The following is a 17,132-nucleotide window of genomic DNA, read 5'->3' as shown; positions in this document are numbered from 1 at the left end:
TCCGCGTACATTATATCATAAACTTTTCAAAAATAAATCCATAAAACTTTCTGCGGTACTTTTCATATTCCTCTCTGCTCCGGAAAGTCCATCCATAGACCGGAATACCGGAAATCTTCCGACATAGCCTCAGGGACGGCTCCTCCCAGTAAATATATTTGTATGCAATAAAATCCGGTTTGGCCGCAAAATTCGTCAAAAGATTCTGCTCTGCCCAGAAGGCAAGCTGATTCCCCCTATGACGATCTTTTCTGAAATTCATGGACAGCTGCCCGCGTATGACTTCCGGACGGTTTAGTCTGAACCAGAACAGTGCAAACGGATGAAAGGACTCCATACAGTAAAGTCCCCGGTACTGATCCAGTGCTTCCGCCGCCAGCCGGCAGAGTTTCCGGTCGCAGTGCTCCATTTTCAGTTCCACCAGGAGCGGCACCTTTCCGTCTACCAAAGCCAGCACATCCGCAAACCGTGGAATCCGTTCTTTTGTCTCCATCAGAGAATATCTCTTAAGCTCCCGATAAGTCAGATCACGGATCTTTTTATTGACGCCGCAGGTTCTTTTCAAATCGTAATCATGATGGACCACCATCACATCATCTTTGGTAAGCTGTACATCCAGTTCAATCCCGTATCCGTAAACGACCGCATTCCTGAAAGCCGCCATGGAGTTTTCCGGTATCCCGTCAAAACCGTGGAGTCCCCGGTGTGCAAAGCATTTTGTTTCCAGCACCGGATGCTTTCTCGGCTTCCCCGGATAGATCATATACAGGTAAAGAAAAATACAAAACGGAATCACAAGTATGATCATAGCTCTCCTCTCTTCTCCCTGACAGCCTGCTCCAATACTTCTCTTTTATTTTGGGCCGGATCTTCCAGCACAAGTTCTAAGAGTCCTGTCAGCATTTCTCCTATTTCTTTGCCGGGTTTCATTCCCAGACTGATCAGATCCTTTCCGTCAAGGGCCAGATCCTTCACCTGAAGACAGTCCTTTTCCTCTTTGATTTCCTCAAACAGCAGTCTCGTACTGTCAAGGATCCGCTGCTTTTCTTCCTGCATAAAAGTGCTCTGGGCTGATATATCTGCCTGCTGGATTTTTACAAGCTTTTCAAACAGCGGCACAGAAATCCTGCTGGCCCAGCGTCTCACAGTCTTTTTATTGACTTCACCCAAAGAAGCGAACCGTACATCATGCCAGTATACAAGTCTGGTCACCTGCTTTATCGTTTGGTTGTCAAATTTCAGCCTTCTCAAAATCTTCCTGGACATCTCTTCTCCGATGATATTATGCCCCTGAAAGCTGTCTTTTACCTTTCCCTCGACTCTGGCTTCAGGCTTTCCCACATCGTGGAGCAGCATAGTCCACCGCAGAATATGGTCAGGCTCAGTATTTTTTAAAGCCTCCACCGTATGAACTCCTACGTTATAGCAGTGATGGGGGTTGTTCTGAGGTGTCTCCATCATCCGGTCAAATTCCGGGAGCACCACTTTTGTAACTCCCAGATCATATGCGTCAAGGATCGTTTCCGGGTGATCGGACAGGAGAAGCTTTGTGAGCTCCGTCTGAATCCTCTCTGCACTGATTTCTTTTAAGAACTTCGCCTGTTTTTGTATGGCCTGCTTTGTCTCTTCTTCTATCACAAATCCAAGCTGTGCCTGAAAACGCAGTGCTCTCAAAATCCTGAGCGCATCCTCATCAAAACGTCTGCGGGCATCCCCCACACAGCGGATGGTCTTCTTTTTGAGATCCTCCGCTCCGCCGTAATAATCGATCAGTCCGTCCCTGTCATTGTATGCCATGGCATTGATGGTGAAATCTCTTCTCAGCAGATCTTCTTTCAGGGATTTAGTAAAACAGACTTCCTCCGGCCTTCTGTGGTCTTTGTATTCTCCATCCACCCGGTAAGTGGTCACTTCAAATGGTTCTTTTCCCATCATGACTGTCACCGTACCGTGAGCAATTCCCGTATCGATCGTATATGAAAAAATCTCCTTTACTTGGTAAGGAGATGCGGATGTGGTAATGTCCCAGTCCATAGGACATTTCCCCAAAATGCAGTCCCGGACCGGGCCGCCTACGACATATGCTTCGTAGCCGGCCTGTTCCAGCTGATTTATGATCTGTTTTGCTTTTTCAGGTATCACAATCTTAAACATAAAATTCCTTTAATATGCTTTTCCGAAAAGAACCATCTTCTTAGCCGGTTTTCCGCAGTGCACACACACGTCCCCGAGATGTTCCTGTACAAAAGGCATACATCTGGTTGTAGCTCCTGTCTCGTCCTTGATGGCTTCTTCACACTCGGTTTCCCCGCACCACATTGCTTTAACAAAGCCCTGCTGCTTTTCAATGATCTCCGTAAACTCATTCCAGTTTCCTGCCTCGTGAGTATTCTCCTCTAAATGCTTTTTAGCCCGTTCCAGCATGTCTTTCTGCATCTGGTCAAGCACCTCTGAAAGCTTTGTTTCGATCTCGTCAAGGGAAACAAAGACTTTTTCTCTCGTATCGCGGCGCACAATCACTGCCTGGTTCTTTTCGATATCTTTCGGTCCGATCTCAATCCTGGTCGGGATTCCCTGAACTTCCTGTTCACTGAACTTCCATCCCGGACTCTTGTCGGAATCGTCTACTTTTACTTTATAGTTTTTAGAAAGACGTTCTCTGATCTCTTCTGCTTTTTCAAGAACTCCTTCCTTCTTCTGCATGATCGGCACGATCATCGTCTGAACCGGCGCGATTTTCGGAGGCAGCACGAGCCCTGAATCGTCGCCGTGGACCATAATGATTGCCCCGATAATACGTGTGGACATGCCCCATGATGTCTGATGGACATACTGAAGTTTGTTATTCTTATCAGTATACTGAATATCGAATGCCTTTGCAAACCCGTCACCGAAGTTATGGCTTGTCCCTGACTGAAGAGCCTTTCCGTCATGCATCAGTGCTTCGATCGTATAAGTCGCATTGGCTCCTGCGAACTTTTCTTTCTCCGTCTTCTGTCCTTTGACAACCGGAATTGCCAGATATTTTTCACAGAAATCTGCGTACATATTTAGCATTTGGACTGTGCGCTCCTCAGCCTCGTCCGCCGTCGCATGGGCCGTGTGTCCTTCCTGCCAGTAAAACTCAGAGGTGCGCAGAAACGGTCTGGTACTCTTCTCCCAGCGTACTACGGAAACCCACTGGTTATATAGTTTCGGAAGATCCCTGTAAGACTGGATGATATTAGAGTAAAAATCACAGAACAGAGTTTCAGAAGTCGGCCTTACACAGAGACGCTCCTCGAGCTTCTTATTCCCTCCGTGAGTCACCCACGCCACTTCCGGCGCGAAGCCTTCCACGTGGTCCTTTTCTTTCTCCAAAAGGCTTTCCGGAATAAACATCGGCATTGCCACATTTTCCACCCCGGTTTCTTTAAACATGGTATCCAGCACCTTCTGGATATTTTCCCATATAGCGTAACCGTTCGGGCGGAGGATCATGCATCCTTTTACACTGGAATATTCAATTAATTCTGCCTTTTTTACAACGTCGGTATACCACTGTGCAAAGTCTTCATCCATTGCAGTGATGGCTTCCACCAGCTTCTTTTCTTTTGCCATGTGATTGATCTCCTTCTTATCTCTTAATTTATTTAAAATATCTTTTTATTTCTCATGTACTGCCCTGTCTGATGTCATCTTCCGTCTTACTGCGTATTCTTATCTTTTCCTGCTGCTTTAATTCCATATAAAAAGTGGCCAGAGAAACCTGAACCCATGGAGCGACCACCAGAACGCCCACTCCCAGGAACAGCAGACCGATAAACAGCCAAAACGTGATTAATCTCAAGTAATTACCATGCATCATGCTGATTCCCCGCCGCACTGCCGGACCGCAGTTCTGCTCTTCCCCGTCCAGAAGTAAATATAATGCGGGAAAATAACGCAGCTCTACGACGATGACAGCCAGTATGAGTTCAATTAATGACCAATATGATGACTTCAGATATAGTGTTATGTTTAAAATATCGGCAGTACAAGAAAACAAAAGCAAATACACATTCATCATTAAAACTTTTCTCAGAAGCAGCCATAAGATTCCTTTTGACTTATTCTGAAATACATAAAAGATATATTCTACGTTCGCTTCCACACCCATAGCTGTCATCATACAAGCAAAAATATTTCCTGTCCAAAAAATGAACATCAGCAGCTGTTTTGAAATTTGTATCAGCAATGCAGGCGCCAGAAAAGGGAACAACATTACTAAGCCTATTTTCCATGTTTGAAGACCCATGACGATCATTATAATAATGACTTCAATTATAACCAAAGTGTAGAGGCTGTCTTTCGCCCTTGTCTTCGCTAATTCCCAAATATCCCTGAATTTCATTCTTTCCTACCACTCGTAGCGGTGCAGCTGTCCTTCTCTCTGGAAATGGCCGAATCCCTGCTGTCTCAGCACCTCATAGGCGACAATCGCCACAGAGTTTGACAGGTTCAGAGAACGGATTTCAGGAAGCATCGGAATCCTGACTGCCGTCTCCTTGTAATCAAGCAGGATTTCTTCCGGTATGCCGGCACTCTCCTTGCCGAACATCAGAAAGACATCTTCATCCGCTCCCTCATAAGTAACATCTCCATAGGTCTGCCTGGATTTCGTAGTTGCCATGTAAATTTTAGGATGATGATTTCTCTCAAGAAAATCTTCAAAATTCACATAGGTCCTCACATCCAGGTGCTCCCAGTAGTCCAGCCCTGCCCTTTTGATCATCTTTTCATTCAGTTTAAATCCCAGCGGTTCGATCAGATGCAGGACCGCGCCGCAGGCAACGCATGTCCTTCCGATATTTCCAGTGTTGGCCGGCATCTCCGGCTCATGCAGAACAATATGCAGCATGATTATCTCCTTAGCTTCTCAATAAATGTGCCAAGCCTGTTCAGGGCTTCTTTCAGCTCGTCGATGGAATACGCATAGGATACTCTCAAATATCCTTCTCCGCAGGCGCCGAAAGCTGTTCCCGGCACGATGGCCACCTTCTGTTCCTTCAGCAGTTCCTCGGCGAACTTCTCCGAACTCATACCGAATTCCTTGATGCACGGAAATGCATAGAATGCCCCTTCCGGCTCAAAACAATCGAGTCCCAGTTCCCGGAATCGGTGAAGCAGATAGCGTCTCCTCTGGTTATAGGAATTTTTCATCTCCTCCACCTCATCATCACAGGCTCGGAGTGCCTCCACCGCTGCGTACTGGCTCGTAGTCGGCGCCGCCATGATACCGTACTGATGAATCTTCACCATCTGCTCCATGATGACTTTCGGAGCCGCAGCATAGCCCAGCCTCCATCCGGTCATGGCAAATGCTTTGGAGAAACCGTTGATGACGATGGTCCTTTCCTTCATATCCGGAAGCGCACCGATGCTGACATGCCTGTGCCCGTATGTAAGCTCGGAATAGATCTCATCGGAAATCACCAGCAGATCATGTTCTTTCGCAAAATCGGCGATAGGCTCCAGATCTCTTTTCGTCATAATAGCGCCTGTAGGATTATTCGGAAACGACATGATAATGGCTTTTGTCTTATCTGTCACCACCTCCTCAAGCTGTTTTCTCGTCAGCTTGAACTTATCTTCCTCTTTAAGCTCCACAGTGACCGGGATCCCGTCGGACATAATGACACACGGCACATAGCAGACAAATGATGGCTGAGGCACAATCACCTCATCACCCGGGTTTAAAATTGCCCTCAGAGCCACATCGATCCCTTCGCTTCCGCCCACTGAAACAATCACTTCGTCATTGCGGTAGCGCATGTGATATTTTCTTTTTAAATATCTGCAGATCTCATCTCTGAGTTCAACAAGTCCGGCATTGGATGTATAAAATGTCCTGCCCTTCTCAAGAGAATAAATACCTTCTTCCCTGATCCGCCACGGAGTGTCAAAATCCGGCTCTCCAACACCCAGTGAAATCGCTTCCGGCATCTCGCTCACAATATCAAAAAATTTCCGGATGCCGGAGGGTTCCAGCATCACGGCCTTTTTAGACAGCATATCTTTCATTATGGAGTCACCGCCTGTCTTTTATCTGCTTTTTTTGCCTCCAGCACCGTTCCGTGGTCCTTATATTTTTTAAGGACAAAGTGAGTGGCCGTACTTAATACCGCCTCCAGAGGAGCCAGCTTTGATGAAGTAAACATAGAGATCTCCTTCATTGTCTTTCCTTCCAGCATGACCATGAAATCATAGGCCCCCGACATCAGATACAGCGCTTTTACTTCCGGGAAATTGTAGATACGCTCTGCGATCTTGTCAAAGCCTTCTCCCCTCTGCGGTGTCACTTTTACCTCGATCATGGCAGTCAGCTGTTCCCGGCTCGTGTGGTCCCAGTTGATCAGCGTGTGATAACCGCAGATGATGTGTTCCTTTTCCATCTCGGCAATTTCATTGGCTATGTCTACTTCCGTAGAATCAAGAAGAACCGCCAGCTCTTTTAAGTCCAGACGGCTGTTCTTTTCTATTAATTTTAATATTGATTCTCTCAGCTCTTGATCCATGATCTCTCTCCTATCTTATACAATTCGTCTTGTTTCGGAGCTTCCAGGCTTGCCGCCTTACCCTGTCTGTAAATGATCTTATCATTAGAATCTGTGGTACGGCCGATCACCGAGGCCTTGATTCCTTCCTGTTCCAGTTCTCTCACAAGAGCATTCCCGTGATCCGTAACGATCAGCATGGAACCGCTGGAGATCAGCTGGTACGGGTTCAGATCAAAAAACTCACACAGCTCGATCGTATGCTGCCTGACCGGAATATCCTCGATAGAAACTTCCAGTCCCACGCCCGAGGCCTGGGCCACTTCCCAGAGAGCACCGTAAATTCCGCCCTCTGTAATATCGTGCATAGAGGAGGCATACTTCCGCGCAATCTTCCCCTCAGGGACAACCGTAACCTGTTCAAGACAGGCCTTCGCCTCGTCAAGGAACTCTTCCGGAAAACGTTCTTTTAACAGTTCCTCCCGTTCCCTGGCTATGATACCGGTTCCTTCCAGGCCGATGTATTTGGTCACCACGATATCCTGCCCCGGCGCGGCGCCACTGGTGGACACAAGTTCTTCCTCTTTCACCTTGCCGACTCCGGTGACAGAAATAAGGGGCTGCCTGACCGCATCGGTCACCTCTGTGTGCCCCCCGATCACTGCAATGCCAAGCTTTACGCACTCTTCCTGTACCTCGGCCGACAGCTGCCTGAGTTCTTTTTCCTTCGTCTCCGGAGGGAGCAGGACTGTGAGCATGAGTCCCACCGGTTCGGCTCCCGAAGAAATCAGGTCATTGGCGGTGATATGCACTGCCAGCCTGCCCGCTTCTTTGGCCGCTCCTGTGATCGGGTCAGTGGAGAGTACGAATACCTCTCCTTCTTCAAGCTTCAATGCCGCACAGTCTTCTCCAATGCCGGGACCGATCAGGACTTCGCCCCGCTTCGTTCCCAGCTGTTCTAATATAACTTTTTTTAATGTGGCTTCCGGAATTTTTCCTATCTTCATGATTTTCCCCTGATCAATTCTCTTTGGATGTTTGAGTTGCCTGAGTACTCTTCTTCTCTGTTGATTTCTTCGCAGGAGTCTTTTTCTTTGCTGTAGATTTCTCCGTTGATTTTTCAGTCGATTTGCTGTCTTTCTTTTTCTTATCCGCGTCTTTTTTCTTCTTGTCTTTGTCCTTATCCTTCTTTTTGGTTCCTACTCTCACCGTGTTCGGAGTCGCCATATAGCTGGACGTATTAAACAGAATCTTCTGTGTCTTCTTGCCCTTTTCCTTGACGATCTTCCAAAGCTTGGCAGTGTAGCCGGTGTGTCCGACCTGTTCTACGATCCGTTTACCCTCTTCCAGTGTCGGGTCCTTGATCACTTTCTCCCCGGAACTGTTTCTCACAGAAGTTGTCTCAGAGACAAACTCCACGTGTCGGTCCGGATTGGTTTTCTGTCCGTAGACGCTGAAAGTGATATTAGAACCGTCGGCAATTCCTTCTATATATACAGGGAAATCATACTGGTTCTCAAACTTCAGATCCTTATAGGTTCCCGCGATGGCTGCATCGGCAGATCTCGGCACATAGGATACCGTCATAGAGTGAGGATGGCGTTCTTTGATCTTTAACTCTGCCCGGATCACCGCATTGTAAAGTGTCGTAGATACCTGGCAGATCCCTCCTCCATAAGTCTGGACTGTCTGACCGTTCTCATAAGAACCTGCCAGATAATAACCATTCTCACTCGTAAACGGAGAAACCGCTTTGTACACGGAAAAAGTCTCTCCCGGATACACGACCGTTCCGTTAATCATCTTTGCGCCGTTGGCAACGTTTCCTTTTCTTCCCGGTGCCGAAGATCCGTAATAGGTCGTCTTTGTCCCCAGCTTATCTTTGACTTTCGCCATGTCTTCGCTGGTATACTCCGCCTTTTTTCTTGTGACTTTCAGAGGTACTTTGAAGCTTTCCGCCTCAACCTGCTTTTTGTATGCCTTAAACGTACTCTTTTTGTCCAGCGCATACCCTGTCTTTTCTTTAATGATGACAAACTTTCCATTCTTTCTCTTTAAAGATGCATTTTTAGGCTCTGAGAGAATCTTTTTCGCGGCAGAATCCAGTTCCTTGTCAAATGTCTTCTGGTCGTATCTGCGCTCGGTCTTTACGACTGTCCTGTCTTTCTTTACCTGGGAATAACGGTTTATAATGCTTCCCGAACGTCCCACGTCATAGGCATCTTTTACTGTTTTCTCCACATCCCATGTAACGCCTGTCTTCGAAAGTTTCGTCACTGCTTTCTTGCCGTCCACATAAAATGTAATATCTTTTGCCTGTTCCTTCTGTATATAATCTTCAATCTCTTTTTTTGCTTCTTCTTTCGTCATTCCTCCAAGGGATTTTCCTTCAAATATAACCCCCCGGACTATTTTATTATCTTTGGTAGCCCCTTTTACCGTCTGACTGATATATACAAATACACCAATGCAGATTACGGCTAAAATCCCGGCAGCAATGCCGGCTTTCATTCTTTTTGACATACCTATCCTTCCTAAAATGTTCGCGTCTGCAAAATTGTTGTCCTTATTACACCATTAAATAACCGGCCACTGTCGTGCCGACCATTACAATCACCAAAAGGATTGCTATGATCCCGGCGATCATTCTTTTCTTTTTCATCGCATCACCCCATATTTTGAAATAATCTCGTCTATTGTCTTGGAAGCTTCACTCATTGTCAGTCCGTCTATGCTGCCGTTATCCTCTATTTTATGATATTTCCTCAGTTCGTTCAAGTACCGTTTTTGCTTTGCCGTGATCATCTGGAGTTTTTTGGGACGGTACTGAAGCGGTTCCGGAACAAAGACCTTCTGGTCCTCTCCGAATTCTCTCTTCATGGACTCAAATACGACTGCTGTTGCCAATGCATCGTCATAGGCCCTGTGAGCCGCCTGATTGACATAGTGATAATGCTCACAGAGGCTCGAAAGCTTTTTGCTCTCCAGCCCGCGAAGCAGCAGTCGGGCGGCCCTGAGGGTATCAACCCCTTCTTTTTCAAAAGCATAATGGAATCTCTTTGCCGCAGTCTTCATGAACCGGTAGTCAAACATCAGATTATGTCCCAGCACCGGATAACCCTCGCTGAATGCGAGGAAGCCCTCCACGCCTTCGCGCATGGGGATTCCGCCGTCCAGCATCTTCCTGGTAATCCCTGTCAGCCGGATAATAAAATCCGACACTTCCCGTTCCGGATAGATAATGCAGTTGTATTTTCCGGCAATCTTACCATTTTTGACCTTCACCGCACCGATCTCGATCACCTGATCTTCCTCCACGGAAAGTCCTGTGGTTTCCAAATCAAAGGCAACGTACTCTTTCATAGGCTATACCTCACATGACGGGCAGACACTCTTAAGGGTACATTCTCCGCATTTCGGCCGTCTGGCGATACAGATGTTTCTTCCGTGGGTAATGATCTGGATATTGTAGAGAATCCACTGCTCTTTCGGCAGCACCTTCATCAAATCATACTCAATCTTCACCGGATCATCGTTCTTCGTCAGATATAATTTTTTGGAGATCCTTTTTACATGAGTATCCACCACGATGCTCGGCTCATGAAAGATATTTCCCCGGATCACATTGGCGGTCTTTCTTCCCACTCCGTCCAGAGCCGTCAGCTCCTCAATGCTCTCCGGCACTTCTCCTCCGTGCCGCTCTATGATCTGACCTGCGGCTCCGATGATGTTTTTTGCTTTATTTTTATAAAATCCTGTGGAATAAATATCTCTCTCCAGTTCTTTGATATCTGCCCGGGCAAATGCCTCCAAACTCGTATATTTTTTAAACAGCTTTTCTGTTACGATATTGACTCTGGCATCTGTACACTGTGCGCTGAGCATGGTCGCGATCAGAAGCTGCCATGCATTTTCATGGTTTAAATAACATTTGTATTCTGTCGTATAAGTCTCGTTCAGAATATCACAGATTTTTCTCACTCGTTCCTTTGTTACTCTTTTGGATACTTTCGCCATAGGTTTCTGCTCCTTATGAGTTTCCTCCGATAGTTTCTTCTGACCGGTATCGGTCATGCAGCGTGAGGATCGTTTTCCTCAGTTCACTGTTCAGCTGTTCTTTTGTGACTCTCCATTCCCAGTTGTCCCCCACAGTGGAAGGCGTATTGATTCTGGCCCGGCTCCCGAGTCCCAGGTAATCCTGAAGCGGAATGATCACCGTATTTCCCCTGCTCTCAAGAGCCAGAGAAATCAGATCCAGGTTCACCTCTCCGGTGCGCACGATCGTGCTGTGGTCTAAATAGTGATGCAGGAAATTCTTATCTGCCTCCGACATGTCTCCATACCACCCAAGGACCGTATCGTTGTCATGGGTGCCTGTATAAACCACACAGTTTTCTTCATATTTATGCGGCAGATACGCACTGTCATCCCATGCCCCAAAGGCAAATTCCAGTATCTTCATTCCCGGATAGCCGATCTCCTTTTGCAGCTCTCTCACAGAATCTGTGAGAAAACCGAGATCCTCCGCAATGATCTTCACATCCCCAAGCCTCTCTTTCAATGTCTTGAAAAAATCTAGGCCCGGCCCTTTTTCCCAGTTGCCGCCTGCTGCTGTCTCGGCATCTGCCGGAATGACAAAGTATTCGTCAAAGCCCCGGAAATGGTCCAGTCTCAGCACATCATACAATAGGAAATTGTGGCTTAACCGCTTCAGCCACCAGTCAAATCCTGTACTTCTGTGATAGTCCCAGTCATAGACAGGATTTGACCAGAGCTGGCCGTTTTCTGCAAAGGCATCCGGCGGGCATCCTCCCTGGACTCTCGGCTCTCCCTGTTCGTCCAGCTGAAACATTTGCGGATGTGCCTGAAAATCGGCACCTTCCTTTGCCACATAGAACGGCAGGTCGCCAATGATACTGATGCCGTTTGCATTGGCGTACTGTTTCAGCTTCAGCCACTGGCTCAAAAATTTGTACTGGACAAAGCAAAAATACTCTCTCCCTTTTCCCGGCTGTTTTAAATCCATATATCTGCAGAAATCATCCAGCCACTCTTTATGGACATGTTTGAAATCTTCGTAGTCTTTTCCTCCCCGGAACCGACTGTATGCGATCCAAAGCAGGATCTCCCTGGACATAAAGACTCTGTCGTAGTCTACTTTGTCCTCGCCGTCGGCAAAGTCCCAGCTGTCACATTCCTCAGGAGTCAGGAGGCCTTCTGCCTGGAGCTGCTTTAAGTCAATATATAAGACGCTTCCCGCAAAGCTTGAATAGGATAAATATGGAGAATTCCCTTCCCCGATCGTACCCAAAGGCAGGATCTGCCAGTAAGACTGGCCTGTTGATTTCAGAAAGTCTACAAACTGGTAGGCTTCTTTAGAAAAGCACCCGATGCCGTACGAAGACGGCAGGCTGAAGATAGGCAGCAAAATACCACAAGATTTCATTCATTACTCCTTATAACTACTGATGAGGGTTTCATCATCTGATTAACAGTTTTCGTATCCCTCATTATATCATGATTTCCTGTGGTTGTTTGCTTAAAATAACGTACATCGTACTATTTTTGATGATTTTTTATAATACTGCGGATCGTTTTATACAAAAACGGCTTTAATTGCTCCAATGTAACGGGCTGTCCGAACAGAATCGCATTGTAACAGCTTCCGGAAATCAATTCCACGATCAGGTAGATCATTGTTTCCGGCTCCTCAAATTCCCTTCCGGATTCCTTCATCAGATTCATATAAGCTTCATATATATTTTCATAGTCTCCGTCCATTGGTTCATTGATCGCATTTTTAAAGATGCCCCATCCCAGATGTTTGGAGATCAGTTTCAGGAGCGTGGGATTCCGGTACAGCTGATCAATAATATTATCTGCCAAAAACACGATCTTGTCTTCAAACAGCCGGATCTTTGCTCTCTCCAGATCCCTGTAAGCCTTTTTAAAAATCAGTCCGGCCCGGTGTGCGATCAGCTTATACCGGATATCGGTCTTATCCTTAAAATAAAGATAAAATGTCCCCTTGGCGACCCCTGCCTGACTCACGATATCCGAGATCGATGTCTTCTGATAACCATTTTGTGTAAAAAGGTGATATGCCGTGTCAAGAAGCGCTGTTTTCTTTCTCTTTTTATTTTCTTCTACTTTACTCATTGGCTTGTATCCCCCTTTTGCTTTTGCCTTCTTATAACATAATTATACTTTAAACTGACCATAAGTCAATATTTTTCAAAAACCGAAAGATTATTCTGGATAATTATTGACTTTTAGTCATTTCTATAGTATACCATTAATAAGAAAAATGACTTTTGGTCATTCATTTAGGAGGACTGATTATGATTAAATTTGGAAAATGGATCGCAAAGCATCGGAAATTGATCGTTCTGCTTTCCGTTCTGCTGTTGATCCCATCACTGATCGGCATTTCCAAAACCAGGATCAACTATGACATCCTGAGCTATCTCCCCAATTCACTGGAGACAGTCAAGGGTCAGGACATCATGGTAGATGAATTTGGAACCGGGGCTTTCTCCATGGTCGTCGTGGAAGACGCCAAGGTAAAAGACGTCCAGAAGATCAAACACAAAATTGAAAAAGTGGACCATGTAAAAAAGGTTCTCTGGTACGACGACCTGGCAGACACCACTTTTCCAAAGGAAATGCTGCCGGAAAAAATCCGGAATGTTTTCTTTAACAAGAATGCGACGATGATGATCGCCCTGTTTGACAACACCACGTCATCCGACGAAACGATGGAAGCGGTCAGCCAGATGCGCCACGTAGTAGGCAAACAGTGTTTTATCAGCGGCATGTCCGGAATCGTCACGGATATTAAAAACCTGGCACTGGAAGAGATGCCAATCTATGTGGTAATCGCTGCGGCGATGTCTCTGCTCGTGCTGTGCCTCACGATGGAATCCCTGCTGACGCCGGTTCTGTTTCTGGCAAGCATCGGCATCGCGATCTTATATAACCTTGGAAGCAACATCTTCCTCGGGGAGATCTCATACATAACGAAAGCACTGACGGCGATCCTTCAGCTGGGGGTGACGATGGATTATTCCATCTTCCTGCTCCACAGCTATGAAGATAACAAGGTACGGTTTGACAATGATAAGCAAAGAGCCATGGCTCATGCGGTTTCCAACACCTTTAAGTCAGTTGCGGGCAGTTCCGTTACGACGATTGCAGGTTTTGCCGCACTTTGTTTTATGACCTTTGCCCTCGGCATGAACATCGGTATTGTCATGGCCAAAGGTGTGGTCATCGGTGTTGTCTGCTGTGTAACGCTTCTGCCGTCCCTGATCCTGATCTTTGATAAATGGATTGACAAGACGACACACAAGTCCATCATCCCGGACCTGTCCAATGCCTCCCACTTTATCACGAAGCATTACAAAGCAGCGGTTTTGATCTTTCTGATCCTTTTGTTTCCTGCCGTTTACGGAAATAACAACACACAGATCTACTATAACATTGATAAATCACTGCCCCAGTCTCTTCCGAGCAACGTTGCAAATAAGAAACTGAGCGACGATTTTCATATGAGCAATATCCATATGGTCATGCTAAAATCCGGCATGTCTGCAAAGGAAAAGTCTCAGATGCAGAAAAAGATCGAACAGGTAGACGGAGTCAAATGGGTCCTGGGCATGGATTCCGTGGTAGGTTCCGCAGTCCCGACCGATATGATCCCGGGCACAGTGAGTGAGAATCTGATCAGCCCCCATTATGAGATGGAGTTCATCTGTTCTGACTACAAAACAGCAACCGATCAGGTCAACCGGCAGATCGCCAGGATCAATACCATCGTAAAAAGTTACAGCAAAGAATCTATGGTGATCGGGGAAGCTCCCCTTACAAAAGATCTTGCCGATGTGACAAATGTGGATCTCCGCAATGTCAACATCGCATCGATCGCAGCCATTTTTATCATTATTATGATCGTATTTAAATCGGCATCTCTTCCGGTTATTCTGGTAGCCGTCATTGAATTTGCCATCTGCGTCAATATGGCGATCCCATATTATACGGGAGAGGAACTGCCCTTCGTGGCAAGCATTGTCATAGGCACCATTCAGCTGGGTGCAACCGTCGATTATGCGATCCTTATGACCAGCCGCTATCAGAAAGAACGCATCCGTGGGAATACCAAACGAAAATCCATCCGTATCGCCCATGAGACATCCATGCTTTCTATTATTACAAGCGGACTCAGCTTTTTTGCAGCAACGTTCGGAGTAGCGCTTTACTCCAAGATCGATATGATCAGCTCTATCTGCACTCTGCTCGCCAGAGGAGCCGTCATCAGTACGGTCAGCGTTGTGTGCATCCTTCCGGCGATGTTTATGATATTTGATAAATTGATTTGCAGGACAACATTTGGCATGGGCCATATTCAGGAAATAAAGGAGGACTAAACATGAGGAAAAAGACATTGAGCAAGGCTTTGGCCATGGCGGCTTCACTGGTTTTGTGCGCTTCAATGGCCGCAGCTCCGGTATATGCGGCCGATTCCCAGGAAAAAGAGGAAACTGTCTATGTAAAGGCAGACGCAGAAGGCAATACACAGACTGTCATTGTCAGCGACTGGCTGAAAAACAAAAAGAAATCGGCAAAACTCAAAGATGCTACCGATTTAAATGACATTGAAAATGTGAAAGGCGACGAGACTTTTCAGAAGGGCAGCAAACACAGCATCACCTGGGACGCCAACGGCAATGACATCTATTATCAGGGAAAGACTGACAAAGAACTTCCGGTCTCCATGCAGGTGACTTATTACCTGGACGGCAGAGAAATCAGCCCGAAGGATTTGATAGGAAAGAGCGGAAAAGTTCGGGTGCGCTATGAGTTTACAAACCATGATGTACATAACGGGATCTATACGCCGTTTACCATGATCACCGCTGTTATACTGCCCACAGAGCATTTCTCAAACGTAAAAATGGAAAACGCCAGGGATATTTCCGACGGCAGCAAACACATTCTCATGGGCGTGGCATTCCCCGGACTGTCAGACAGCCTGAAGCTGAAAGACAGTGCCATCGGCCAAAAATTTGATATTCCGGATTCCTTTGAATTTACCGCAGATGTGAAGGACTTTCAGATGACAGTGACCGCAACCGTGGCTTCTGCCGACACTCTCTCAGAGTTCGGCCTGGATAAAGTTGATACGATTGATGAACTGAATGATTCTCTGACCACCCTCTCCAATGCCTCAGAGAAACTGGTAAACGGTTCCGGGGAACTGCTCTCAGGAGTTAAGGAGCTGAGGGATGCTTCCAAAACTCTGAAAAACGGCACCGCAGTCCTCAACAAGAAAACCAAAGAACTGTCCAAAGGCTTAAATACTCTGGATGATAAAAAGGATGATCTTATTTCCGGTGCCAAAAAGCTCAGCAAAGGCACCAAGGATCTAAAGGCAGGGACCAGCGAACTGGAGAAGAAAACAAAGTCTCTTCCATCTATGATGAAGGAGCTCGCCTCCGGACTGGAAAACATAAAGTCTCTGACCGGCAGCCTTCCGAGCCGGCAAAAACTTCAGGAGCTTGCTTCCGGACTGGACTCCATTACTTCCTCTTTTGAAACTATCAAAAGCGCCAACATCCAGTACAGCCAGGCACTTCAGGGACAGATCGACAGCCTCACCGCTATGCTCGGCAGAGGAACAGTTTCTGATTCCGCTGATGTTGGTGATATTAGAACAGCAATTGGAACCATGCAGGCCATCCAGGGCAAAATGAAGGATGAGAATGATACCATCGACCAGCAGAGCAAGGCTTTATCCTCTTCCTTAGCTCCCGCAAAGGCATTGATCCAGAAACTGAGCGATCCGTCCACTCAGGCATCCTTTAAAAAATTAAACAGCCTGGACACCAGAGAACTGACCACTGCTGCATCCAGCCTCCGTTCGGCGGCAGTGAAACTGAATAAAGGCGCCGGAGATCTGTCATCCGGACAGAGTAATCTGGTATCCGGAACAAACCAGCTCGGACAGGGAATCCACACTGCAGCATCCGGCGGCAAAAAGTTAAGCTCTGCCACCGGCACGCTGGCATCCGGCGGCAGCAAACTTTCCTCCGGCACAGACGCATTGTACACAGGTGCCGACACGCTCAATACGGGCCTGATTCAGTTTAACCAGGACGGCATCCAGCGTCTGGTAAACATCATGGACCATGACGTCCAAAATACTCTGGACCGGATCAATGACACGGTAAAACAGGGAGATAAATACCAGACTTTCACCAAAAAAGCAAAAGGCACAAAAGGCAGTGTCAAATTTATGATCGAGACAGAAGAAATCGAGTGACAAATTGTGCAAGCCCACATTATCTCCCCAACCCCTCACTCTTTGAGGGGCTTGGCAACTTTGCGTGCCAGATGCGATTTGACGCAGTCAAATAATTTCCTTATGCATCTGTGCACAGCCCGCGGAGCGTTTTTATTTCATAGGGAAGGTCGTAGAACTTTCCTATGATTAGGGTGTCAAAAGACACATTAATAAATATCTGATTTTGTTTGTACCTTGAAAATTTAACACGAATTGGTTTGAGAATATTAAATTTAGAACAATCAACAGAAGGTGAGCTTGATGTTTTGAGTATT

15 protein-coding genes are annotated in these 17,132 nt (G+C 46.5%); 2 read left to right on the top strand and 13 right to left on the bottom strand.

The genetic code is table 11. The features are described 5' to 3' along the window. Positions 1–10: 10 nt before the first annotated feature. The 13 genes from QGT46_RS08880 to QGT46_RS08820 all read right to left on the bottom strand — a co-directional run bounded on the left by QGT46_RS08880 (position 11) and on the right by QGT46_RS08820 (position 12,674). The gene (locus QGT46_RS08880; protein WP_148459291.1) at positions 11–808 is read right to left on the bottom strand and encodes a glycerophosphodiester phosphodiesterase family protein; all 798 of its coding nucleotides are present in this window, start codon (positions 806–808) and stop codon (positions 11–13) included. Then, on the bottom strand, positions 805–2,154 hold the full coding sequence (locus QGT46_RS08875; protein ID WP_301590426.1) for a CCA tRNA nucleotidyltransferase: 1,350 nt from the start codon (positions 2,152–2,154) through the stop codon (positions 805–807). The genes QGT46_RS08880 and QGT46_RS08875 overlap by 4 nt, the downstream gene beginning before the upstream one ends. 9 nt (positions 2,155–2,163) lie before the next feature. Further along, the gene (proS, locus tag QGT46_RS08870) at positions 2,164–3,600 is read right to left on the bottom strand and encodes a proline--tRNA ligase (RefSeq protein WP_301590423.1); all 1,437 of its coding nucleotides are present in this window, start codon (positions 3,598–3,600) and stop codon (positions 2,164–2,166) included. Between the two features lie 52 nt (positions 3,601–3,652). Next, on the bottom strand, positions 3,653–4,372 hold the full coding sequence (locus QGT46_RS08865) for a hypothetical protein (RefSeq protein WP_301590421.1): 720 nt from the start codon (positions 4,370–4,372) through the stop codon (positions 3,653–3,655). Positions 4,373–4,378: 6 nt separating this feature from the next. Then, complete coding sequence (locus QGT46_RS08860) at positions 4,379–4,879, bottom strand: tRNA (cytidine(34)-2'-O)-methyltransferase (protein WP_287519929.1); 501 nt, start codon at positions 4,877–4,879, stop codon at positions 4,379–4,381. 2 nt (positions 4,880–4,881) lie between these two features. Beyond that, positions 4,882–6,042: an aminotransferase class I/II-fold pyridoxal phosphate-dependent enzyme gene (locus QGT46_RS08855; protein WP_024728628.1), complete on the bottom strand. Its 1,161-nt coding sequence runs from the start codon at positions 6,040–6,042 to the stop codon at positions 4,882–4,884. Further along, positions 6,042–6,524 carry an Lrp/AsnC family transcriptional regulator gene (locus QGT46_RS08850; RefSeq protein ID WP_024728629.1) on the bottom strand — a complete coding sequence of 161 codons (483 nt, stop codon included), beginning with the start codon at positions 6,522–6,524 and terminating at the stop codon, positions 6,042–6,044. Before QGT46_RS08850 ends, QGT46_RS08855 begins: the two co-directional genes overlap by 1 nt. Further along, positions 6,521–7,522: an AIR synthase family protein gene (locus tag QGT46_RS08845; RefSeq protein WP_301590418.1), complete on the bottom strand. Its 1,002-nt coding sequence runs from the start codon at positions 7,520–7,522 to the stop codon at positions 6,521–6,523. Before QGT46_RS08845 ends, QGT46_RS08850 begins: the two co-directional genes overlap by 4 nt. 13 nt (positions 7,523–7,535) lie before the next feature. Beyond that, positions 7,536–9,038 carry a VanW family protein gene (locus QGT46_RS08840; RefSeq protein ID WP_270431083.1) on the bottom strand — a complete coding sequence of 501 codons (1,503 nt, stop codon included), beginning with the start codon at positions 9,036–9,038 and terminating at the stop codon, positions 7,536–7,538. A gap of 135 nt (positions 9,039–9,173) precedes the next feature. After that, positions 9,174–9,878, bottom strand: coding sequence for a PolC-type DNA polymerase III (locus tag QGT46_RS08835; RefSeq protein WP_024728632.1), 705 nt, complete (start codon positions 9,876–9,878; stop codon positions 9,174–9,176). A gap of 3 nt (positions 9,879–9,881) precedes the next feature. After that, positions 9,882–10,532, bottom strand: coding sequence for an endonuclease III (gene nth, locus QGT46_RS08830; RefSeq protein WP_024728633.1), 651 nt, complete (start codon positions 10,530–10,532; stop codon positions 9,882–9,884). 13 nt (positions 10,533–10,545) lie between these two features. After that, positions 10,546–11,961 (bottom strand): 4-alpha-glucanotransferase, encoded by a 1,416-nt coding sequence (gene malQ, locus QGT46_RS08825; protein ID WP_301590414.1) that lies wholly within the window; start codon positions 11,959–11,961, stop codon positions 10,546–10,548. A 113-nt stretch (positions 11,962–12,074) separates the two neighbouring features. Next, on the bottom strand, positions 12,075–12,674 hold the full coding sequence (locus QGT46_RS08820; protein WP_024728635.1) for a TetR/AcrR family transcriptional regulator: 600 nt from the start codon (positions 12,672–12,674) through the stop codon (positions 12,075–12,077). A gap of 182 nt (positions 12,675–12,856) precedes the next feature. Here QGT46_RS08820 and QGT46_RS08815 point away from each other — a divergent pair, with 182 nt between their 5' ends. After that, complete coding sequence (locus QGT46_RS08815; protein ID WP_024728636.1) at positions 12,857–14,941, top strand: efflux RND transporter permease subunit; 2,085 nt, start codon at positions 12,857–12,859, stop codon at positions 14,939–14,941. A gap of 2 nt (positions 14,942–14,943) precedes the next feature. Then, complete coding sequence (locus QGT46_RS08810) at positions 14,944–16,836, top strand: X-X-X-Leu-X-X-Gly heptad (protein WP_148459285.1); 1,893 nt, start codon at positions 14,944–14,946, stop codon at positions 16,834–16,836. The last annotated feature ends 296 nt before the right edge of the window (positions 16,837–17,132 follow it).

The sequence above is a fragment of the Anaerostipes faecis genome, from assembly GCF_910574135.1.
GTDB classification, from domain to species: Bacteria; Bacillota; Clostridia; order Lachnospirales; family Lachnospiraceae; genus Anaerostipes; species Anaerostipes hominis.
Note: the sequence above shows the minus strand (reverse complement) of the source record. Positions and strands in the feature narration are given on the sequence as shown.